We start from the raw sequence: 20,952 nt of genomic DNA on the forward strand, positions 1-20,952 counted from the left end.
AATAGTTCGCCTTGCCGTTGTCTTTACGGAACCGGGGATGGTCTTGAAGTCCGGCGTCAGGCGGCCCGTGAGTCACATCAGTTCGACGTTGCGGTGCGCCTCGCGTTCAAGGCGACGGCTCGATTGAATACGGTTCAGGTAACCATAGATATAGATCTTGAGCATCACCTCGGGGTGATACGACGGCCGACCGGTCAACGCTGGTTCGACACCTTCAAACCCGAGTTTATGAAGATCAAGCTCATCTACAAAGACATCAATTACGCGCACAGGATTCGTGTCCGTCACATAGTCATCAAACGCTTCTGGCCGGAGAAAGCTTTGCGTACGACTATCGCCCTGGACGAATCGCTTCATATTGCTCATCCTCCGCTATCGGATGAGAAATTTTAGCGCTTCAAAAATGCGTTTTGACACGGTCTGGGCCGGCTAGTGCCTGATGACGCTCGGTCGGAGACGACCCACAAGCGCTCTTTGATACGCCTTGACAAGGTGGTAACCGAGGGTTTCACAGGATGAAACTTTCGCTAGTATCCGCCGATAACTTGAGCAGGGACCACTTGGACGGCCGCCGGACAGCCCACCGGCGGCATCCGGCGCGCCCATTCACGTGCCACTTCGCGCGGCAGCCCTGCGCGATTTCCATTCGTTTGCTCGAGGACTCAGGATGCACAAGCTCAGTTTTAAGCAGAAGCTGTGGCTGCCGCTGATCATCAGCCTCGTCGCGTTGCTCGCCGTCTCCGTATCGGCGGCGTGGCAGTCGCGCGAGACGCGCATTGCGGAACGTAAGCACGACCTCACGAATATCGCACACGTCGGGCTCAGCATCGTGACGGAGTATGCCGCGCTGGCGCAAAGCGGCGCGCTGCCGGAGGCCGATGCCCGCAAGCAGGCACTCGAACGCTTGCGCGGCGTCCGCTACGGCGAAGACGGCTACTTCCTCGTGATCAACTCGAAGCCGCAGATGGTGATGCATCCGATCAAGCCGGCACTCGAAGGCAAGGATCTCGCGGGCAGCGCCGATGCCGACGGCCGCCACCATTACGTGACGTTCGCGTCGGCTGCGCAGGCGCCGGACGGCGGCTTTGTCGACTATGTGTTCCCACATTCGGGTGCGGCGTCGACACAGGCGGTCGGCAAGATCGGCTACGTGGTGCGCTATGCGCCGTGGGACTGGATCATCGCGACCGGCGCCTATGTCGACGACATCGACGCTGCGTTCATGGCGTCGCTGTGGCTGATCGGTGCGATTTTCCTGGCGGTGTCGGCGGTGCTCGTGACACTCGTCGCGTTGACGAACCGCAGCATCGCGCGCACGGTCGGCGGCGATCCGGCCTACGCAGCGAACGTGGCGGACGCGATCGCATCGGGCGACCTGACCGTGGCGATCCGCACGCGCGACGGCGACACGTCCAGCCTGCTGCACGTGATGCAGCGAATGCGTGACGCGCTGACCAGCACCATTTGTCAGATCAAGCATGCTTCCGACAACGTCGCGTGCGGCGCGAACGAGATCGCGAACGGCAACGCAGACCTGTCGTCGCGCACCGAGAACCAGGCGGCGTCATTGCAGGAAACGGCGTCGAGCATGGAGCAGATGACGGCGATGGTCCGCCAGACTGCGGACAACGCGCGCACCGCCAGCGAGCTTGCGGCCGGCGCCGCAAAAATCGCGAACCGCGGTGGCGACGTGATCACGCAGGCCGTCGCGGCGATGAAGGGCATCTCGAACGAATCGGGCCGCATGGTCGAGATCATCGCGACGATCGAGGGCATCGCGTTCCAGACCAACATTCTCGCGTTGAATGCGGCGGTCGAAGCGGCACGAGCAGGCGAGCAGGGCCGCGGCTTCGCAGTCGTCGCGAGCGAGGTGCGCAGCCTCGCGCAGCGTAGCGCGACCGCGGCGAAAGAAATCCGCGAGCTGATCAGTCATGCGGTGGGCAGCGTCGGCAGTGGTGCGACGCTGGTCGAAAACACCGGTTCGACGATCGACGAAGCGCGCGACGCGATCATGCGTGTGACCGGTGTCGTGCAGGAGATCGCGGCGGCCGCGGCGGAACAGAGCGCCGGCATCGATCAGGTGAATCTCGCGGTCACGCAGATGGACAGTATGACGCAGCAGAACGCGGCGCTCGTCGAGCAGGCGGCGGCCGCGGCGCAGTCGCTGAAGGAGCATGCGATGAGCTTGCAACGCGCGGCGGCGGCGTTTCAGGTAGGCGACGCTGACGCGAACGGCGGTGCACCGCTCGCGCCGGCTTCGGCGCAGCACCGAGCAGTGTTCGCGTAAGGACCCGCGCCGCAATCTCGCGGCGAACGTTGCACCACCAAACGCCTGTAGATCACGCTGCAAGTCGGGAAGCTCGGCTTTTGGTACGTCCAGAATTAGAAAAACCACGACTTCCCCGTCAGGTCAGTTTTTACCCACTATGCAGCAAGACTGACAGCAGGTAAACCGGCTGGGCATCTGCTCGACGTGATCGATGGGCCATCGTCGGGTTGTACACAAATAACCAGTGTTAGGCGGGTACTTGATTCTGTCGTTTTGAAAGGTTAAGGTCGGCTCTCGGGGAATAGCTGATTTCCTTTCCCGGTGTGTGTTTCCCAGGCCTGTCCCTTTGTTGTGGGGGGAGGGCTATTTTTTGCCCACGCCTGTGTGCGTCGCTCGCGCTGGGAGAACTAGGACGGGTTTTCGAATCCTTCCCGAATCCATACTGCAGCGCCGCTCAACATCCACAACAACACGATAGGCAACACCGCATGACGTCCGGCTCGGCTCGCCCCACTAATGCCGCCCCTCGCAAAACGTCGACGAGCCCGAGTCGCGATATAGCGGACAGCTAGCAGGCTGGGCGATTGTGGTCAGCGCCAGAATGAATTCATCAGCCCCGGCGCCTTGTAAGCAGGTCCGCCACCCCGGCACGGGCGGCAATTTCCCAGATATATCCGCGAGAATAATCAACGCCTACCCGCAGGTGAAGCACAGTGCGCAAACGCGCGTTCGTCCAGTGATCAGCCTCTATACCGTGCGCCCGAGGCGACTGCCTGAGCGCTGCGGCAACCCATGCCAGCGTTTCGTCACTCATCGCCGAAGGCTTCGTGTCCGTGCGCTGCTTCGGCGATCGCGTCCGGTGGTCCATTCCAAGCTTCCCGACGACGGTCCTCACGTGTCCGCCGGAGTGGTAAACGCCGAACTTCTCTCTGATCAGCTTTTGAATATCCCCGATTCTCCAGAGTTCGGTTTCGTAGCCGTGGGCCATGGGGCTGCCCTCCATTGCCGCCCGTAACCACTCAAGGGCTTCGGGGCCAAGCGTAGCCTTGCGCCCTGATGACTTGAGCTGTTCAACAGCCTCAACTCCATCAGCAATTACCATTGATCTGTATTTTGCAATGGTGCGCGCGCTGATGTTGAGCGCTTTGGAAACGTGCTCGACGTTGCCCCCATCCAGCAGCATTTTCGCAGCAACCCTTCGGCGCGCGGCATAGACGTCGCTCTGCGATTTCTGAGCGGTAGCAGGCGACGCTTTTTCTGACGTTGAATAGGTGAGTCGGTATGCGAGGCCATAGCCCCGAACGAGGTAGCCAACATGCGAAGCTGAAAACTGGACTCCGAAACGCCGAAAGATCAATTCGCGCAGTTGGCTTATGGTCCAGGTCGGCCCTGGATAGCCGTGAATTCCAGGTGAGTGCTTGATCGTGCTAACGAGCCAGCTTTGCGACGCATCATCCAGTCGCGAGGGGCCGCCGTGGATGCGAAGGCGAGCAAGGACGTCAGCTCCGCCCCTTTCAACCAGTTCCTTGTATTTGCTCACGGTCGGAAGACTCAGTCGAGCCTTTCTGGACACTTCGCTAATACCCTCACCACTCAACAGAAGCTTAGCGGCAAGAGCCCTACGCCGCGCGAGCGGAACATCGTCGAACTGTTTACTCATCGTCCTTGGCGGCAGTGGTTTGGTGGTTTTGTCGCTCTGAAATTCGCAATATTTATACACGATTTTCGACATCTTTCGCGGCGAAATTCATGTTCTCGCTTCCTGTCGCGCGTTGTAATTTTCCCTTCAGTTTTCCTTAAGCATACCAAAGCGATTTTCAGGTAGCATGCGCGCCTCGCCTCATATCAGACCTTTACAGGCACGTTCAGCGCGCTGTAAGGTCCTCATCTCTAAACCTACACCATCGAAAATGCTGCAAGCATTGCCTTCAGAGTTGCGACCAACCCCCATCGAGCGGAAGTTCAGCGCCGGTCGTGAAGGTCGCGTCGAACGCAAGGAAGATGACGGCCTTGGCGATTTCCTCCGACGTCCCGAAGCGCTTCATGGGGACCATACCGCTCGCATGTCCCCTCATCTGGGCGGCCGCATCTTTGTCGGGGATCGCCTTTTCGAGGATGTCCGTGTCGATGGGACCGGACTTCACCGCCTTCACGCGAATTTCCCGAGGAAGAAGCTCAGCGGCAAGCACCCGGGCGAATGATCGCAGTGCAGCCTTGGCGGCTCCGTATGTGGCTTGGCCGGGCATTCCCTTGACGTTCGCGATCGAGGTCGTGAGGACGACAGAGCCTCCCCGGTTGACCAGCGGCGCGAGCCTCTGCACCGCGAAAAACGGTCCCTTGGCGTTCAGGTTGAACATCTCGTCGTAGATGGCCTCGGTCACGCTCTCGAGAGGCGTTGGAATGCTGAACCCGGCGTTGACGAAGAGCAGGTCGAAGGTATCGAACTCGGTCTTCACCCGAGAGGCGAGGACGTCGATGTCCGTCAACGACCGCGCATCGCCCGCAGCCACGATGGCGTTATTCCCAAGCTCTTTCTGCGCCAATTCCAGCCCAGCCTGCGATCGACCCGTCACTAGAACACGCGCGCCCCCAATCGAGGAGCATCTTCGCCGTAGCGAGCCCCATGCCACTGGTGCCGCCAATGATCACAATTTTTTACCTTGGTACCGTTCCATGTGTATTCTCCTTGCGACGCCGGGTCGCCCTGCTTATTTCGAACTGTTCGGTATGGTAATAGACGCGATGACCGCGGCCAATGAGTTTTGAACTACTTATTTCAAAATACCGTAGGACCCCGTGGGCAATCATGGAGCGCCGCAATCGCCTGCTGATTCGGCTTACCGGGATCAGTTCAGCCGCGATCGGACTCTCCTTCAGCACACCGCTCTTAACTTGCAGCGAAAGACGACGAAGTTTTTTCTATGTCACGACGAGCCGTTTTGTTTCGGCGGACTCGACGGCGACGCGGGCCTGACAGGCGAGAAATTGACGCCAGAGACATTGGCGACGGCCTGCCAGACGGCTTCCTGGTTGGCGCCATCGTGGAGGTGTAGGTGGTGCTGCGCCTCAATTGGGCCTGAGAACTTCCCTTGAGCCGAGGCGAAGAATTGCCCTGAGACGTCGGTTCCGAACTCCGACGCCTGGAGGTACCGACGGGCCGCGGTCTCCGGCGTTTGATTCAGGCCGGGAATGAGGTTCACGATTGGGATAAACAGATACTTCAACAACGGGCCAGCGTTTCGCACCACCTTGGTGTCGGTCGCCCCACCGGGCGATACGGCGTACACGGCCATGCCGGAGGGCAGCCGGCGGGCCAGCGCCGCAGTCCACCAAGCGATGATGAGCTTCGCGTCAGCATACGCATTGTTGGGCACGTACTTCACGTTCGGCCCGTTGCGCAGCAGGGCTTCCATAGCAGCGGTCAGGTCGCCCTGGTGGTATTTGGCAGCGAATGCGTCCACGTCGGTGTACTTGAACATGGGTACGCCCCCGCGGGCAGGCTCCGCGCCGGCGATAACAATCCGCGCGTTGGGGCTAAGAAGGTTGGCGCGAAGCAACCCGACAGTCAGTTGATGATGGCCGATCAGCGGGGCCTGAGAAGCCTCAACGCCCGCCGCAGTGATCACGCGCTTCTTGGTTGGGACCAATCCGGCATTGAGCAGCAGGAAATCGACCGGCCGACCTTGTTTGACCAACTCGGCGAGCGCGGACCGGACGCTGGCCGGCGTGTCCAACTCCAGCTCCAGCGGCGTGAAGACCTGTCTTCTGGTTTCCGCTGCGAGTTGAGCGGCCGCTTCCTTGGCCCGAGCCAGGCTGCGTCCGGTGATGATGATCTCGCGCCAGCCCTCTCCGGCAAGAGTGCGAGCTGCGGCATAGCCGAGCCCGGAGGTGGCGCCGGTGACGAGCGCGATCGAATGTTCCATAGGCGTCTCCGTGTGGCGAAGGGTGAAGGCCGAGTCGTGAGGCCCCACAGCGCCAGAAACGGCTTGTTAATTTCGAACTATTCGGTTATATATTGGTGCAATGAAATTTGTCAATGAATTTTGAACCAAATGATTCAAAATAACGCTAGGCCGCGGGGTCGACCGCGCAGCTTCGACGAGACGGGGGCGCTGGAAAAGGCGACCCAGGTGTTTCGGTCGAAGGGCTATGACGGAGTGACGATCGACGATCTCGTCGCCGGAATGGGTGTGGGACGTCCGAGCCTGTATGCCGTCTTTGGGGACAAGCGGGCGATATTCATGCGTGCCCTCAGGGCGTATGCAGAGAGGAAGGGCGCTCTCGCAACCAAAGCGCTCCTCTCGCCGGGGACTCTTCGCGACTCGCTCGTCAGCTTTCTGAGGCAGGCCGTAGAAAGTGCGACCGAGAAAGGTTCTGCCCCAGGCTGTCTTCTCGTGTGCGTGGCGCCGCTTGTGGACGACGCTGAGGTCCGTAAATTCCTGCAGAACGTTGCCGTTGGCGCCGTGGCGCTGGCGGAAGGTCGCTTCCGGGACGGGATCAGCGCGGGAGAAATCCCCTCCGACTTTCCCGTAGCCGCGCGCGCGATCCAAGTCACCGATTTAGCGCGTGGGCTGACCATGCGTGCGCAGATGGGCACGCCGCGCAAGACGCTCCTGAAAGATGCTGACGAAGCAGCCGACCTGGTGCTCTTGCCGCGGCGTGGAAACGCGGGGCCAGAAAGTTGACGCCGACGTTAAGGGGCGTCGCGGGGCAGTAGGCTTTGGTAGTTGCCGCTCCGCGCGCCCCTCAAACCCGATCAATCGTTTCCCGTTTCGGATAGGGTGGATCACCTTGATCTGGAAATCGAAGCCCGAAAACCAGTTGGCCCCAAGCGCGGTCCCTCTCGAGTGGCGATTCGCGGCAGCATGAGTTGACCATGCCCTCTCGAAATCGTTGCGCGCAATTTCGGCAACTGGAAACGGCGCGGCATCGCACGGCTTGTCTGTGACAACCCCGAATCACCTCAAGATGCTGTTGGTCGTACTGCAGAACGACTGCCGCGTCGTACACCTCCATCTGCCGCGCTACGGTCTTCTTCGGGCTGACCTCGAAGTACCAGTCGGAAGCTCCCTACCAGGCAAATTGGTCACCTCGATCTTCGTCCAACGTCCGTTGTAGTGGCGCATGCTCGTGCCCGATGAGACTTCCAGGGTTCCGTGCAGGCGACTCCGAAGCGGCCCTTCACAACAGGCCGTTGTTGGCCGGGTTGAAGCGGTACCACCGGCAATTCGCTCGCCGGAAACCGGCCATTCAGCGAGGGTGGACGAGACCTTGGCTATTCAAATCGAATGGCGACCTCGACCGGCGGCTCGTGTTTAGGGTTGTAGGACGCCTGCCCTATATCCGTAGGCACGTGAACTCGCCCAGACGCCGGCGGGCAGGCGTCCTACAAGCCCCAAGGGAGGAAACCGCGGAGTGCTCCGACGTGGTCTGAACATGTCATCGCTATGGCGATTTGTTTGGGCGCACTGAGGGCATGGTGGATATAAACGCGGATAAATCTGAGGCTAGACGGACACGATCGCGGCAGCGGCACAGCGGCGGGTCGCCATCGCGCCGACACAGCCAGCGCGACACTGCCTTTTTGGTGCGATAGGCGCAGGCGTCTCCTATTGGCTCTCGTTGCCGAAGAGCCGACAGTCGAATGGTGCATCCTGACACGCTGGTGTTCATGCGTGGGCTCGCTCAACAGGCGGTGCCCGGATAGGTCTGCTGCGTTGGAGTATGTCGATGACGATCATCGGCGAACCGCAGTGCCGGCAAACAAAGGTTGGCGGCACTGCGACGGTGGTTACGCCGTTGGCACTGACGTCGTGACTGGCAGGCACGACGTCCAGCAACTCGCGTATCGTCGCGAGATTCTCGCGCCGCGATGGGTTCGCGATCAGACCGTAGTGGCGGATGCGGTGGAAGCCGCCAGGCAGCACGTGCAACAGGAACCGGCGCGCGAACTCATCCGCTTCGAGCGTCATGGTCCTGTTGCGTGTGCGTCCGTCCACGCGGTAGTCCTTCCAGTGCAAGGTCACGCCGTGTTCGTCGAGCGCGACCAGGCGTTGGTTAGAGATCGCGACCCGGTGGGTGTAACGCGACAGATAGGCCAACAGCGCTTTCGGTCCGGCGAATGGGCGTTTGGCATATACCACCCACTCGCATGCGCGCATTGGCGCAAGCCACTCGGCAAAGGCTGCCATATCGTTGAGCTCGGCGGATTCGCCGAAGAAGCGCAACTGGCCGCGGCGATAGATCGCTTCCAGTTCTTCGAGGAAGCGTCGCCGGAACAGCCGCGAGAGCACGCGCACGGGTAGGAAGAAACCTGGCTTGCACGCTAGCCACCGGCTTCGATCCGGCGATAGCCCACCACCGAGAACGATGCCATGCACATGGGGATGATGCGTGAGCGCGGAGCCCCAGGTATGCAGCACAAGGGCTCTGTCAAGTTGAAGGCCGTAGACCATCTGAGTGGCTCAAACATAGTTATCCTTATCAGATAACTTTCCCGTCTGCTGAAGAGACGGTCCAAGCATGCCATGTGGCAAGGCGCTCTTTGAGTATGGTGCGATGAGATGCCGCGTTCATCTGATGTCTGGGAAACGCGAAGTGCTGCCGGATCGGGCCGAAGCACGAGAGAAACGCCTGCGTGCGATGCGCATCCCGAAAGCCGCACATCTGGCGCTCGCGCCTGCGGGTCGGCTGGTGGCTGTTCTCGGCACGGTTGTTCACGCGTGCAGTCGCTTTGACAAAAACGTGCTTTACGTGAGCGAGCTCGGGAATTTCAGCCTTCGCCGCCGGATAACTGCGCAGCTGGTCGGTGACGATCCTACGCGGCACCGGGTTTGACCGTAGCACCCGTCGGAAGAAGCGGTTTGCCGCGGTCTTGTCGCGTCGCTTTTGCACCAGCACGTCGAGTTCGGCGCCATGCTCGTCGACCGCACGCCACAATAGATACGGCTCGCCGCACAGCGTCACGAACATCTCGTCCAGATGCCAGGTCCTGCCCGGCTTCCGCCGCACTGCCTTGGCATACTGGGCGAATTCAGCGCCGAACTTGTCGCACCAGCAACGGATTGTTTCATACGTGACCACGACACCGCGCTCGAGCAGCAACTCCTCGATGTCGCGATTGACACGCAAAGTCATATCAATACCAGCGAACCGCGCAACTGATCACGATAGCAGGGAAGCGGTGGCCGTGATAAAGCGATTTCGCTTTTTTTCATGCGCTCATTCTACCGCCGCCTACCCATCAACCTGACAGCGCCCTGCTGACGCATCCGGCCGTCGATGGGCGATTTGAATCGGTAGGTCCAACTGCGCCGCGATGCGGTCGCTTCCAGGCGAAGGCCTGGGAACGCCTCGAAGCCCATGTGGGTATCCGGCTTTAGCTGTTTCGCGGCCTGGCATCAAATCGCATGGTTGGCGTAGGTTTTCGGCGAGTGAGTGAAAAAAGTTACTCCAACATCTAGAGTTTAGCAACTTGCAGATGACCGTAGATGCCTTCTGCTGTGCAGATGGCAGATGCAAAAAGCCTTTATCTGAAGGGCGTTTGATCAAGAAATGCCCCGCGTGACAAGCCTCTCGCGGGATGATGAAGGAAAAGCCGTCAATGCTCGCTCGACATTCCGTGACTGGGCTGCGGAGTGTACGGTTTATCCCAACGAGATGGCGGAGATGGCCTTGGCGCACACAGTGGATGACAAGGTCGAGGCCGCATACCGTCGCGGTGAGATGTTCCAGCGTCGCAAGCAGATGATGGACGACTGGGCGGCATACTGTGACGAGAAAAAATAGATAATTTTGGATTGCTTATGAATTACAACCCGCAGGTGATGGGCGTCAGCTCTGGCGGCAGCATTCTGCGCATCAGTGATTCACGGTTGCCCATAGTTTGGTCGCCAGCCAGCCATGCGGCCGGAAATAGCGAGGATTTTTTACGTCATGGGATCTCGGAGCAAGAACCGGCTCGTCGTGTTGGCGGACTGGGAACTACAGGGAAACCATGAGAAATGCGCCGCGGGAGCACCCCTCCGGGTTTTGGCAACAATTCTCCTGAACGCGGGTTTGAGGCGCCGGTGAAGGCGAGTTAATCTGGCAATGTCCGGCGGCGACCGGACGCCGTCAGGAGGATCTGAATCATGAACGAGCACAGTGGTGGGTACGAAGGCGCGAAAGCCCGCCTTATTCGCCTTCGGGAGGTGCGCGCGCGTAGGCCTTGGCGCAAGCACAGTCTACCGGTACCTGGCGGCAGGGAAATTTCCGAAGCCTGTCGAGATCGGTGGCGGAAGGGTGGCATGGCTCGAAAGCGAAATCGATGCGTGGATCGCGAATCGTCCAGAGGCAGGCTGGCGTAGTCCGGAATAGCCTCTTAACTGCGGACGCGAAGGTTGGCGAGCTTCGCGGCAGAGCCCATTCAACCGCTTCCGCCTTGGGCGGGAGCGGGTCGTGTCCAGTGCGGCGTGGAATTAGATTGCCGACGGCAATCGAGCGCGTCCGAAGGAGTTGCAGACGATACGATAATGTGCCGGCGGCACAAGGGTGTGGGTGCCGATCGTCAGTACCGTTATTTCTCCGATTTCGCCTGGCAGACGCCTGTATCGGCCGCTACGATGGTGCGGTGCGCAGCGGCGGAGCCGCTCTGGCGAGGGCGCTCACGCATCATCTCTTGGTGACTATCGGCGCGGGACGTTACCCCCGCTAGTCCTACCGCAACTCTCATCCTCTCATCCGGTCCTCGTTGCAGCCAATGCCCTTGGTTTCGGCATCTATCAAGATCAGCCCAAAGGCGCAGAGACCGGCCTTATCATGGCGTTCGACCGGCCTGCGCCTGGGCGACATCGAATACGGGTAGCGCGGGCACTTCGGCAAAGGGAGGGCGTGCGTATATTCCGGGTGCCTACAAATGAGACGATGAGCAGGCGTCCCAGGCGATTTGCACGGAGGCGATGATCTCCGGCGAATCAGTACCGGATTTCGTTTCGATGAAGATTTTCGTCGTCATCCGTGACGATACCGAAGCCACTTCGGCTGGCCTGAGATTCAGCGAGGTCTAATCGACAAGGTCGGAATCGAAAAGCATCAACAGCGAGGTGTTAGTTCGGTCGAATGACGTGCAGGCGGGCCCGTCACGCGTCGGCGAATCCAGCGCGCGTCTCGTGACTGGTCGATGGCATGTTACCTGGGGCGGGGAGTCCGCACGTACGTTCAAACACATCTTGTGGAGCTCCCGGTACTGCGAGAGCCGCAACAGATGACTCGTTGACGTTGGCTGAAACATCACCCGCGTGATCCCCGGCACTCATGTCTAACGTTGCTGGCTATTGCAGGATATTCTTTAAAACGCGTTCCGTTGGGGCATCAAAACGGACTTCGTGCTTGACGCTGGCCACTTCCGTACAAAATCGCTTCGCAGTCTTGAATCATGCACCTTTCCCGATAGCAGGACACGCGCCTTGCCTTCCGGCGGCGCTTGCGCGCTGACCAGCGGTCACCAGAAATTGTGGGATGTTCACTTCCGCGTCTCCGTGCCGACCACGCTACAGCATACCCTCCATTAATTCGCAGTTGATATTTCGTCTGAGAAAACCGAAAAAAGATACGTGGCTCAGGCCCGACGACTCCGCCGCGATTGACCCTCACGATTGACCAATGGACGAAACTTCAGGTGCCCTCGCGCCCGCGCCGGTCAGCCGGAAGGGCACAGCTGTAACGGTACAGGCATGCGCATTCGAGGCAGGGAACATCATGAAAGAACTCAATGCATGGGCAGTCGCTGGCATGGGGAGCGCCCCTCAGATGCTACCGGCAAATGCTGCTGCGGATCAGCGTTTGCAGCGGGCCGAGTCTGAAGTCCGTCGGCTGACCAGATGCATGGCGATGAAGGACCGGCAGCTTTGCGAACTGCGCAAGGCGCTTGCGCATTCCGCGACCGTTCACTACTCGTTTGAAGATCGCCTGCAGCGTGAACTGGATTCTCTGCGGATCATGATGCCCGTGAACGAATTCCAGGAGCATTGGGGCAAGTCTACCGGTGACCGACCCGTGGAGGGCATTGTCGTGAAGCTGCCTTACGTGACTTCGATACTGTCCGTCCTGTTCGATGCAATGTGTACGTTCTGGATGGACTGCGATCACGATCACCCTCCGAAGTCTTCGACTGTCGCACACGCCATCGACGAACGCCTGGGCCTGAGTTCGCAGCGGAACGGAGAGGCTTCGCGCAGCGGGCAGGCTTATGCGTCGGCGATCAGGCCGGACTGGGTGAAGGAGGCCGACAACCGCCACCATTGCCGGCTTGCAGGGATGCGCTGATGCAGGAGGCCAGTCGCCTGGACCGCCGCTTGCGGTCTCGTCGTTTCGTTGCCGCATCCCGCGAGGTGCTTGTCACCGGCGAGTATTCAGAACGGGCGCCCGCGTCAGTGGAAGACGAATGACCCCGCAAGCCAGCTTCAGCGAGTGGGACCTGTAAAGACTTGTCCGAAGCGGGTGATCGAGTCGAGTAGCGTATCGGGATCGCACTGGAGATTGCGGAACGCAGCAGGACCCAGTTCAATTGAGCAAGCAACGATATCTGCGCGGCCCAGCGCAGATCGAACGCCGATATCGCGCAGATCGAGTCCGAAACGTCGGTACAGACGTGCAACGGAGCGCGAGACGACGCCGATCACGTGTGTCGCGCCGAACGAGAGGGCGAGCGCCATTGCGTAGGGGAACAAGGACATGCCCGAGGTCGAGCCGGTTCGGTGGTCTGGCAGTCCTGGTCCAGCGAATCGCGACATCTCCCATATCGAACTCGATGACGGCAATAAGCCTGGGCCTGCGAGTTGTGGGAAAACATCACGGAGCAGATAGGGTCCTGTGGTGGGCATCAGACGCGCGCATCCGCAGACCTCGTCGTCGGCGGACAGTGCGACCAGATGGATGGTACTGGCAGCGTCGAATTCATCCCACTCGATTGTGGCATCGTCGGACACGCCGGGTATTTCCCAGTGCAGGCGCTGGACAAAGACCTTGTGGCGAAAGGTGCCGAGATTGCGACGGATATCCAATGGCAGGTCATCAAGCCTGCCGGCAACGATGGATGACATGGGCTCCTCCTGGAGTTAGCCGTTGAGGCGACGCTATCAGCGTGTCTGTGGCGCGGGAACTCGGAGCTTTGGGAGGGTGTTGATGGATACGCGCGAGCGTGCACTGGCCAACGTCATTTTTACGGTGACGGGCAGGACGTGCGGTGGAACTTCAGGAAAAATGGATTCAGGGTTTTATGATGCCTTGTGCCGTCGCGTGGACTGCTGCTGCCGTTCTGCTTCGGATGTTGAGAGCCGCCATCGCTTCTTCGATGTGGTAGTCAACGGTATAGCGGGAGCGGCCGAGGATCTCGCCAATCTCGGCGGAGGTTTTCCCACGCGCGACCCAGGTGAGGCACTCCAGCTGGCGCGGCGTAAGCAGACGTGCCGCCCTTCCTGAACGTATCAGCGCGAGGCGATGCAGTTCAAAATTGAACTGAGCGCTCATCAGGTAAGCCAGTCGGGAGTTGCCTGTGTCGTTCACGTAATGAAGTGGGCCCGACAGGTTAAACAGCAGAATACTGCCATCGGACTGGTGGACCGGGATACTAAGTCCCGCGGGCAGTCCAGCCTCTCTTGCTTCATCGAGCAGACGACGCTCGGCTTTGCTCAACCCGATGATGTCGTGCCACCGGTAGGGCGCGGACTGAAGGAACGCGGCCCGATGAACGGGATCGGCGGACGCGTAGTCCCGACGCTGGTAGTGCCGCATCCACTCGTGCGGATAGTGCGAGCCGATCATCTCGAGTGCCGTTCGCCGCGTGCAGGCCGAGCGGATCGGCGTAACCCGGCTGATCACATAGTGCGGGAAGCCGAGCCTCCTGGCCGCTCGGCCGAAAGACTCGACGAGGGAATAAATGTCTGTGGCGCGTGCAAGACGCATAACCGGTGCTGGGGCACCAGCGAGCAGAGCATCAGATATGGGTGACGGCCCATGTTGGTCGCGGTTAGAACCGCGTCGAGGGACATGTTTCATGTTCGCTACCCTGGCGTTGCCCGACAGGGACTGGAACGGCGGGTGCCAAATGAGAACGAGGCACGCGCGCGATGACAGTGCGGTCCATGCGGCACGGGCTTTTGGGAGAGAGGCGGTGAGTCAGGTCGCACCTGCGATTGCCGCAGGCATCGGCGATGGCCAACCGCGGGCATACTGTGCACCCCGCCCGAGTCAGTTTAGCGTTCATTGTAGTCTGTGGATGGCGGTTCAACGACGCATGTAAGGGATTGAAATCATGTGCGCCGTGCAGGGGAAGGTGCGAGGAAGGATGATTGTGTCGATGAGCTAACGGAGCAGCACCGCTACTGCTGAAAACCCCCCGACGCCGCGCGCAAAGAGCAGGAACGGCCTGCCCGGCACCAGTCCATGACACTGGGCGAGATTGATGAACGCATCGCTGACGGTGACGTGGCCGATGCGGGCGAAATTCTCCGCGAACAGCCGGTCCTGCGGGATCTGAAGCGCGTCGAGCAGGCGGTGCCATGCAGGCAGATCCAGATGATGGGGCAGGATACGCTGGATGTCGTCCAGCGCGAAATGTGCCTGCTGGACTGTCTGCCTGATCAGGCTGCGCGTCGTGAAGAAATGCTGCGCTGCCAGGCGCGGTTCCTCATTTGTCAGTACCCCTCGCCAGCCCTGGCCGTTGGCATATGTCGCGATCGCGATCAGGCGGTTGACGGCGGCACCGCGCTCGATGAATGCGGCGAATGCGCCGTCACCCAGAATCCCCTCGGTTTGCATTAACCTTTCTGACTCGAGTGGCATGATATCGGCGCCGACAAGCAGGACCCGTTTCATGTGGGGCCGGGCGATGAACATCGCGCGAATCACACGTAGTGCGCCAAGGGCGGATGCGCAATGCTGCTGGGCGAACGAGAACGCCTCGGCGTTGGTGAAGCCGAGCCACCGATGCCGTGGACGAGATCGGTGTCGCGGATATTCTCGTACAGCAGCCCCGCGACGGCGGCAAGCCCGAAGACCATCAGGATGATTCCGTCGGATGTTGTCGTGTGCTGAAGGTGTGCTTTCCCCCAGAAATAGAAGCCCCACCAGAGCAGATTGATCGCGATGGCGGTGAGCCAGAATCCGCGTGTTGTAAAGAAGGAATGGCCGAACCGGCGCCGGCAGTGCCGGTTGAACAGCTGGAGGCCTTTTGCGACAGCGACGACGATAGCGACGATCAGCGCGAGTTTCAGCCAACCCATGATTCGCTCCTTCAGGCACGCATTGCGGCATAAACCTGCTCCGGTCAAGACATGGGCTCAGGCAGGAGCGAGGTTTCATCTGCCAAATATAGACGTTTGACTGACGAATGCAACGTGATCGATTCAGATGCGGAAGCGCGACTGCCGCGGCGATCTGCCAGGCGCCAGATCTGGCAGGAAGTGGAAACGCGTCTGGCGAAGGAGATTTTTGGTGACAGGCTTCATCCGGTCGCCAGCGTCGACGTTCGATTCGACAGGGATTCGGACAAGGCGACAAGAAGTCCAGTGGCATCGTGGTGCGTATGCTTCAGCTCGTGCAAAGGAACGGTCTTGAAATCTTCGGTTGAAGTCTCAGGAGCGCCATTGATCAGGGGCCCTTTTTGCGAAGGCCGTTGGTTTTCCCAACAGATAATCGCTGGTGGGCCATACGGGATTCGAAGCTGTGACCACGGGATTAAAAGTCCCATTCGCCGTAAACAGGCAGAAACTAAAGCTAAGTTAAATCAATGACTTGCAGTGGTGGCCGTCCACTAACCGACTATGCTTTTAGCCCTTCTGACGGGGATTTATGCCTACTTTGGTCAAGTTTCGGTCAAGGTCGCCTTCGAGGATTGCCAGCCGCCCGTGCAATCGCCATCAAGGCCACCCATGATGCGCCAAGGTCCGGTTTATGTATGGTTTGCGGACATTGTCAGCTAGCCGCAACACATACAGTGAATCCACAGCGGCGGTAATCCAACGCAGGCAGCAATTATTGTATTAGTACAGGCCTCTCGCTTTGTTTCGCAATCCTAATGCAGATGGGTGATGTGCCTCATAAGAGGTCGTTTCGGTAGTCAAAGCTTCTGTCTTGGATCCGGCACGAGCCGGTTGTCCGGGCGGAATGGCCTCTTCGCGAAGACTGGGAGTTGCTTGAATAGGGAGCTATTAATATAGGAAAACTTATCTTAATAGCTACCCGGCCCGAGGCCGGATCGCTTTGGCGAAAGACTCTCTCGCAGTGTCTCAGTATCCCGCGCCCGCTGATGCGTGAGAGGACCGAGTTGGTCTTCGGTGCAGCGAGTTCCGCCCGCAGGTCTGCCCATCTGGCGATCAACATAGGGTCCGGCATTAGAAAAAGCGGCCGCGTTGTCCAGCCAACGACATGAGCGCCGTTCCATGCGTCTCGAAAATGCGCAGGTCTTCGTCCTCGCTCACGCCCGCGTTCACGAGGTCATCAAACGACTCGAGGTTGAACAGTTCTAGTTCGTCCTGTTGAATGCCCGACACCAGCGATATCGCCGTGCAGCAGAAACGCTGTGCCTCCTCACGCGTGGCACACAGCGCGAGCGCGTCGGCGATCCCGTCAGGTGTCTGCCAGATCATCCGGTAAAGCAGCTTCCGGCACGGCTGCGGTAGCTCACTCAAAACATTCCTCCCGCTGACGGCGTGAGACGGAGCTAACCTTTGGAACGACGCTAGAGACGAAAAAGTGTGGCACGTCTCGATGGCGATTGAAGGCCACACCTGAGCAAGCGTGCGGCCTGTTCATGCGGTGAAGCCTTGATCCGAGATGAGGCTACGCCCCGCGTAGCGGTACATCAAGCAAGGAGCTCGGCTTCACGTAGGGCCGACCGGACGACGTCGTGGTACCGCTCGTCCAGCGGCGTGAGAGGCAACCGGATGCCGCCTTCGATTCGGCCAAGGGCTTGCAATGCCCATTTGACAGGCATTGGATTTGCCTCGCAGAAGAGATGCTTGTGCAGCGACAGCAACCGAAGGTGATGGCGGCGGGCGGTGATTGCGTCGCCCTCAAGTGCAGCTCGGCAGAGCGCGCTCATCGCGTTGGGGGCGATGTTTGCCGTGACGGAGATGTTTCCGTGGCCGCCGAGCAACATGAGTGTGATCGCGGTGGCGTCATCACCGCTATAGATCCCGAAGTCCACGGGAGCATGCTTGATGAGATGCACCCCGCGTTCAATATTGCCCGTCGCGTCCTTGACGCCGATGATGCCTGGAATGCCGGCAAGGCGCAGGATCGTCTCGTTAGACATGTCAGTGACCGTGCGACCCGGCACGTTGTAGAGAATCATCGGCAAATCGACGGATTCGGCGATCGTTCGGAAGTGTCGATACATGCCTTCCTGCGTGGGCTTGTTGTAATACGGAACCACTTGCAACGTCGCATCCGCGCCGACTTGCTTCGACAATTCGGACAGCTCGACTGCCTCGGCCGTTGAGTTTGCCCCTGCGCCCGCGATTACGGGGATGCGCCCTGCAGCATGCTCGACGGCGGTTTTGACCATGAGGATGTGCTCGTCGACTGTGAGCGTCGCCGACTCTCCGCTTGTGCCCACAACGACCAGCCCGTTGGAGCCTTCTTCGACGTGCCAGTCGAGCAGCTTGCCAAAGGCCGGCAGATCGAGACTGCCATCTTCATGCATGGGTGTGACGATGGCGGGAACGCTGCCGCGAATCGGCGGGATTGTTTCAGTATTCATCTCCGTGTCCTTTGCATATTCCAATCGGGTGTCGCGTATGGATCCGCACTCCCGGAACCGACGTACGATCATGCGAAATTTTCGACGTGCGAGGTCGATCTGGGCGGCATTGCTCGCACGCGGGGCAGACATCACGTCTGCAACGTCGGCAGTCAGGCCGCGCGCCCGTCGAAATAGCGGAAGTGGTCCGAGGCATGCTTCCAGGTTTGCCGAAATTGATCCGCCTGCTCTCTTGTATCAGTGAAACGGTGATCCTAAGCGAAATCTGAGCAGCCGGCCTCTGAGCGCTTCATGTCAGCTAACCAGCAGTCCAATCCCTGATAGTGCAAGTAAAACACCGAGCACACGTTGCCACGTCAGCTGTTCACGAAGGATGGTCGTTGCCAAAACGACGGTTGTGAGCGGGTAAAGAGAGACAAGCGTCGCCACGATCGACAATTGCTGGCTATAGATCAGCGCCGACTTGTACAGCATCGTTCCGGACGCGTCGAGACAACCGGCGATGGCGATGAAGACGGCACCGCGAAAGTCGGGGCGCGCTTCCAGGGTGACGCGACGGCTGAAGAGAGCCGTAATAATGAGCAGAGACAGGGACACGGAGCGCGCCACCGCCAGCGACCAGAATCCCGCTTGCAGGGAAACCTGCTTCAGGCAAATGTAGGTAGCTGCAATCCCGCTGCCGGCGACAACTGCGAGAAGCAAGCCCTTGACTAGCCGTGTGTTGTCTTCAGCATTGCGGTCGCCATGTTCGGCTCCGCTGACGATAAGGACAGCCAGCGCACCGAGGAGGAAGCCGATATAAGCCTGGGGGGACGGCCGTTCGTGTGCAACGAGCACACCGAACAGAACTGGCAGCACGATTCCGATCAACGCGGTAACTGGAGCGACCACCGCCATAGGCCCCATTCCCAGCGCCATATAAAGGGCGGGCAGCGAGATCGCAATGCTGACGCCGGCTGCCGCACTCCACCACCAGTCTGCGGCTCCCGCCAGCTGCCCGTGGGTCGCGATGGCCAGCAATCCCGTAATCGCGAGCGCCGGGACCTGATTGAAGAGCATCACATACCCGATAGATACGCGACGTGCCGAGTAACCGCTCAGAAAGTCAGCTGACCCGTAACAGACGGAAGACAGAAGCGCGAGGATCGAGCCCATTGTTTGCAGGAAGGTAGAGCCGCCGGTCGAAGCTGGTTCAGCGGCGGTTGAACGAGTACAAGCACGCCAGGTCAATAGTACATTATATTATCCTATAGTCAATTAAATTAGTCTTATCGAAGCGATGGGGTGGCGACGGATTTCCGACATATGGGAGCGCAGTCGCGTCGCGCCAACACTAATCTGCATGCGTGGTACATTATATTGATCTAACAACATGTACCGGTTCTCGCATGAATGACGTCGACGCTATCAACACCATCGTCGGAAGAAACCTGGTTGCGCAGCGCAAGGCCCGCGGGCTGACGCTGGACCAACTGGCGCAGGCATCCGGAGTCAGCCGCGGAATGGTCGTCCAGATCGAGCAGGGCAAGACCAACCCTAGTGTCGCGACGCTATGCCGCCTGGCCAACGCGCTGGTCGTGCCCATCTCCAAGCTTATCGAGACGGACGTTCGCCCCGCTGCGTACAAGACGAAGCTTTCCGACGCCTCCGAGCTCTGGCGCGGGGCCGCTGGCGGCTTGGGTCGTCTCATCACGGGTTTTGACGAGCCGTCCGTGCTCGAATTCTGGGAGTGGCGCCTGAGCCCGCGTGAGTCGTACGACGGCATCGCCCATCCGCCGGGGACGAAGGAGCTCCTGTTTGTCACGACCGGCACCCTGACCGTCACTGCAGGCCCGGCATGCGAAACGGTCGCCACTCAGGAAGCGTTGGTTTTCTCGGCCGACGTTCCGCATCGCTATGCCAACGAACTGGACGAGGAAGTGGTCTTCATGATGGTGGTCGTCGAGCCACGAACCGCCGCTCGACCAGGCGCTGGCCCGTGCGGCTAATTCGTTCAAACTGTACTGAAAGACAAATATATTGAACTGTCGGTTTTTTCGGGCTATAGTCGTTTCTAGAATGTTCTCTGGAGAGTGCTGTGCCTCTTGAAATCGAAGATCCTCTGGCGACTGCGTTCGATCAGTTCCGTGTGTCAGATGCGATTCATGACATCTATCCCGAAGCGACGATTGCGGTCATTGTGGCCCTTGGGCTCAGCAACGGCCCGACGAACGCCAAAAGCAGCAAGGCACTCGCTGACGCCACTGTCGCGTTGCGTGCGGCCGTCGACACGGACGGACTGCGTGACCATCCGAAAATTGCGTGCTGGCATGAAATCTATAAGCGTTTCAACGCAAAGCCCCGCAAGTACCCCTGTTCGGTCGAAGCGCTCGCCCGACGGGCGCTTCGACCGGAGTCAGCCGTTCCGACCATCAACCGCCTGGTCGATTTCTATAACGCGCTTAGCTTGCGTCACCTTGTGCCGATCGGAGGAGAGGATCTCAATGCCCTCCAAGGCGTGCTTGAACTACGGCCGGCAACGGGTCGGGAGAGCTTTGATATTGCAGATGACTCCTCCTCGAATGAGGTGATCGTGCCCGAACAGGAAGTTATTTGGACGGACGACCTTGGTGTTACCTGCCGCCGCTGGAACTGGCGTCAGGGGCGGCGCACGAGGCTCACTGAAGAGACACAGAATGCTTACTTCATCGTTGATACTGTTGTTCCGTCAACCGGCGGAATGGAAATCATGCAAATCGTCAAAGAGTTGACCGACGTTCTCCGGGTCCATGGCGGTGCAGCGCAAGTAGGCTATCGACTCATCAAGGTCGGCAATCTCCCGCTTTGATGTGCCGGGGCTCGGCGTCGCGAGACCGTGGCTGACAGTGGTACGGCGTCGCTCGTGCTCCGGCATGGAAGAGGTGCGATTTAGCTCGAGCAGAGCCGGATTCGAGCGGTAATA

At 59.6% G+C, this 20,952-nt stretch carries 15 protein-coding genes and 6 pseudogenes; 7 read left to right on the forward strand and 14 right to left on the reverse strand.

The window, feature by feature from the left end; genetic code table 11:
• Positions 1-7 precede the first annotated feature (7 nt).
• A pseudogene (locus B0G83_RS34235) lies at positions 8-357 on the reverse strand (transposase); the annotation flags it as partial.
• A gap of 310 nt (positions 358-667) precedes the next feature.
• Between B0G83_RS34235 and B0G83_RS34240 the strand changes: the two are divergent.
• On the forward strand, positions 668-2,287 hold the full coding sequence (locus B0G83_RS34240) for a methyl-accepting chemotaxis protein (protein WP_105511743.1): 1,620 nt from the start codon (positions 668-670) through the stop codon (positions 2,285-2,287).
• Between the two features lie 592 nt (positions 2,288-2,879).
• On the opposite strand, the gene B0G83_RS34245 is transcribed toward B0G83_RS34240, so the two are convergent.
• The 3 genes from B0G83_RS34245 to B0G83_RS34255 form a co-directional block, all read right to left on the reverse strand.
• Positions 2,880-4,001, reverse strand: coding sequence for a winged helix-turn-helix domain-containing protein (locus tag B0G83_RS34245; protein ID WP_105511744.1), 1,122 nt, complete (start codon positions 3,999-4,001; stop codon positions 2,880-2,882).
• A gap of 196 nt (positions 4,002-4,197) precedes the next feature.
• Positions 4,198-4,812, reverse strand: a complete 615-nt coding sequence (locus tag B0G83_RS34250) for an SDR family oxidoreductase (protein ID WP_258168445.1) — start codon at positions 4,810-4,812, stop codon at positions 4,198-4,200.
• 381 nt (positions 4,813-5,193) lie between these two features.
• Positions 5,194-6,192 (reverse strand): SDR family NAD(P)-dependent oxidoreductase, encoded by a 999-nt coding sequence (locus tag B0G83_RS34255; RefSeq protein WP_105511793.1) that lies wholly within the window; start codon positions 6,190-6,192, stop codon positions 5,194-5,196.
• 129 nt (positions 6,193-6,321) lie between these two features.
• On the opposite strand from B0G83_RS34255, the gene B0G83_RS34260 reads away from it, so the two are divergent.
• Positions 6,322-6,954 (forward strand): TetR/AcrR family transcriptional regulator, encoded by a 633-nt coding sequence (locus B0G83_RS34260; protein ID WP_105511745.1) that lies wholly within the window; start codon positions 6,322-6,324, stop codon positions 6,952-6,954.
• A 984-nt stretch (positions 6,955-7,938) separates the two neighbouring features.
• Here the strand turns inward: B0G83_RS34260 and B0G83_RS34265 are convergent.
• From B0G83_RS34265 to B0G83_RS39300, 3 pseudogenes are all read right to left on the reverse strand, one after another.
• Positions 7,939-8,700: pseudogene (locus tag B0G83_RS34265) on the reverse strand (transposase); the annotation flags it as partial.
• A 52-nt stretch (positions 8,701-8,752) separates the two neighbouring features.
• Positions 8,753-9,440 (reverse strand): annotated as a pseudogene (locus tag B0G83_RS34270) (IS6 family transposase).
• A gap of 91 nt (positions 9,441-9,531) precedes the next feature.
• Positions 9,532-9,680, reverse strand: a pseudogene (locus B0G83_RS39300) (alpha/beta hydrolase); the annotation flags it as partial.
• 197 nt (positions 9,681-9,877) lie between these two features.
• On the opposite strand from B0G83_RS39300, the pseudogene B0G83_RS34280 reads away from it, so the two are divergent.
• From B0G83_RS34280 to B0G83_RS34290, 3 genes and pseudogenes are all read left to right on the forward strand, one after another.
• Positions 9,878-10,057 (forward strand): annotated as a pseudogene (locus tag B0G83_RS34280) (integrase); the annotation flags it as partial.
• Positions 10,058-10,417: 360 nt separating this feature from the next.
• Positions 10,418-10,627, forward strand: coding sequence for an AlpA family transcriptional regulator (locus tag B0G83_RS34285; RefSeq protein ID WP_258168447.1), 210 nt, complete (start codon positions 10,418-10,420; stop codon positions 10,625-10,627).
• A gap of 1,380 nt (positions 10,628-12,007) precedes the next feature.
• Positions 12,008-12,574, forward strand: a complete 567-nt coding sequence (locus B0G83_RS34290) for a hypothetical protein (RefSeq protein WP_105511794.1) — start codon at positions 12,008-12,010, stop codon at positions 12,572-12,574.
• A gap of 137 nt (positions 12,575-12,711) precedes the next feature.
• Here the strand turns inward: B0G83_RS34290 and B0G83_RS34295 are convergent, their stop codons facing one another.
• The 7 genes and pseudogenes from B0G83_RS34295 to B0G83_RS34325 all read right to left on the reverse strand — a co-directional run bounded on the left by B0G83_RS34295 (position 12,712) and on the right by B0G83_RS34325 (position 19,070).
• Entirely contained in the window at positions 12,712-13,350 is a 639-nt protein-coding gene (locus B0G83_RS34295; RefSeq protein ID WP_105511746.1) for an acyl-homoserine-lactone synthase, read from the reverse strand.
• A 166-nt stretch (positions 13,351-13,516) separates the two neighbouring features.
• Complete coding sequence (locus tag B0G83_RS34300) at positions 13,517-14,212, reverse strand: LuxR family transcriptional regulator (protein ID WP_258168450.1); 696 nt, start codon at positions 14,210-14,212, stop codon at positions 13,517-13,519.
• A 399-nt stretch (positions 14,213-14,611) separates the two neighbouring features.
• Positions 14,612-15,226 (reverse strand): annotated as a pseudogene (locus B0G83_RS34305) (3-oxoacyl-[acyl-carrier-protein] synthase III C-terminal domain-containing protein); the annotation flags it as partial.
• Entirely contained in the window at positions 15,154-15,531 is a 378-nt protein-coding gene (locus B0G83_RS34310) for a hypothetical protein (RefSeq protein WP_258168451.1), read from the reverse strand. The gene B0G83_RS34310 and the pseudogene B0G83_RS34305, both read right to left, overlap by 73 nt.
• Positions 15,532-16,641: 1,110 nt before the next feature.
• Positions 16,642-16,938, reverse strand: coding sequence for a hypothetical protein (locus B0G83_RS34315; RefSeq protein WP_146120337.1), 297 nt, complete (start codon positions 16,936-16,938; stop codon positions 16,642-16,644).
• A gap of 173 nt (positions 16,939-17,111) precedes the next feature.
• A complete protein-coding gene (gene dapA / locus B0G83_RS34320) occupies positions 17,112-18,011 on the reverse strand; it encodes a 4-hydroxy-tetrahydrodipicolinate synthase (protein WP_105511795.1) in 900 nt (299 codons plus the stop codon).
• 294 nt (positions 18,012-18,305) lie between these two features.
• On the reverse strand, positions 18,306-19,070 hold the full coding sequence (locus B0G83_RS34325) for a DMT family transporter (protein ID WP_181157158.1): 765 nt from the start codon (positions 19,068-19,070) through the stop codon (positions 18,306-18,308).
• 329 nt (positions 19,071-19,399) lie between these two features.
• Here B0G83_RS34325 and B0G83_RS34330 point away from each other — a divergent pair, with 329 nt between their 5' ends.
• Both B0G83_RS34330 and B0G83_RS34335 read left to right on the forward strand, forming a co-directional pair.
• Positions 19,400-19,999: a helix-turn-helix domain-containing protein gene (locus tag B0G83_RS34330; RefSeq protein WP_105511750.1), complete on the forward strand. Its 600-nt coding sequence runs from the start codon at positions 19,400-19,402 to the stop codon at positions 19,997-19,999.
• Between the two features lie 89 nt (positions 20,000-20,088).
• Positions 20,089-20,838: a B3/4 domain-containing protein gene (locus B0G83_RS34335; protein ID WP_165576571.1), complete on the forward strand. Its 750-nt coding sequence runs from the start codon at positions 20,089-20,091 to the stop codon at positions 20,836-20,838.
• Positions 20,839-20,952: the final 114 nt, after the last annotated feature.

It is taken from the genome of Paraburkholderia sp. BL21I4N1, from assembly GCF_002973525.1.
GTDB lineage: Bacteria > Pseudomonadota > Gammaproteobacteria > Burkholderiales > Burkholderiaceae > Paraburkholderia.

Excerpts from the sequence above, each read along its gene's own strand:
- B0G83_RS34240 (WP_105511743.1), top strand. The coding sequence starts at position 668 with ATGCACAAGCTCAGTTTTAAGCAGAAGCTGTGGCTGCCGCTGATCATC.
- B0G83_RS34245 (WP_105511744.1), bottom strand. The coding sequence starts at position 4,001 with ATGTCGAAAATCGTGTATAAATATTGCGAATTTCAGAGCGACAAAACC.
- B0G83_RS34255 (WP_105511793.1), bottom strand. The coding sequence starts at position 6,192 with ATGGAACATTCGATCGCGCTCGTCACCGGCGCCACCTCCGGGCTCGGC.
- B0G83_RS34260 (WP_105511745.1), top strand. The coding sequence starts at position 6,322 with ATGATTCAAAATAACGCTAGGCCGCGGGGTCGACCGCGCAGCTTCGAC.
- B0G83_RS34290 (WP_105511794.1), top strand. The coding sequence starts at position 12,008 with ATGAAAGAACTCAATGCATGGGCAGTCGCTGGCATGGGGAGCGCCCCT.
- B0G83_RS34295 (WP_105511746.1), bottom strand. The coding sequence starts at position 13,350 with ATGTCATCCATCGTTGCCGGCAGGCTTGATGACCTGCCATTGGATATC.
- B0G83_RS34300 (WP_258168450.1), bottom strand. The coding sequence starts at position 14,212 with ATGCGTCTTGCACGCGCCACAGACATTTATTCCCTCGTCGAGTCTTTC.
- B0G83_RS34310 (WP_258168451.1), bottom strand. The coding sequence starts at position 15,531 with ATGGGTTGGCTGAAACTCGCGCTGATCGTCGCTATCGTCGTCGCTGTC.
- dapA (WP_105511795.1), bottom strand. The coding sequence starts at position 18,011 with ATGAATACTGAAACAATCCCGCCGATTCGCGGCAGCGTTCCCGCCATC.
- B0G83_RS34325 (WP_181157158.1), bottom strand. The coding sequence starts at position 19,070 with ATGCTCTTCAATCAGGTCCCGGCGCTCGCGATTACGGGATTGCTGGCC.
- B0G83_RS34330 (WP_105511750.1), top strand. The coding sequence starts at position 19,400 with ATGAATGACGTCGACGCTATCAACACCATCGTCGGAAGAAACCTGGTT.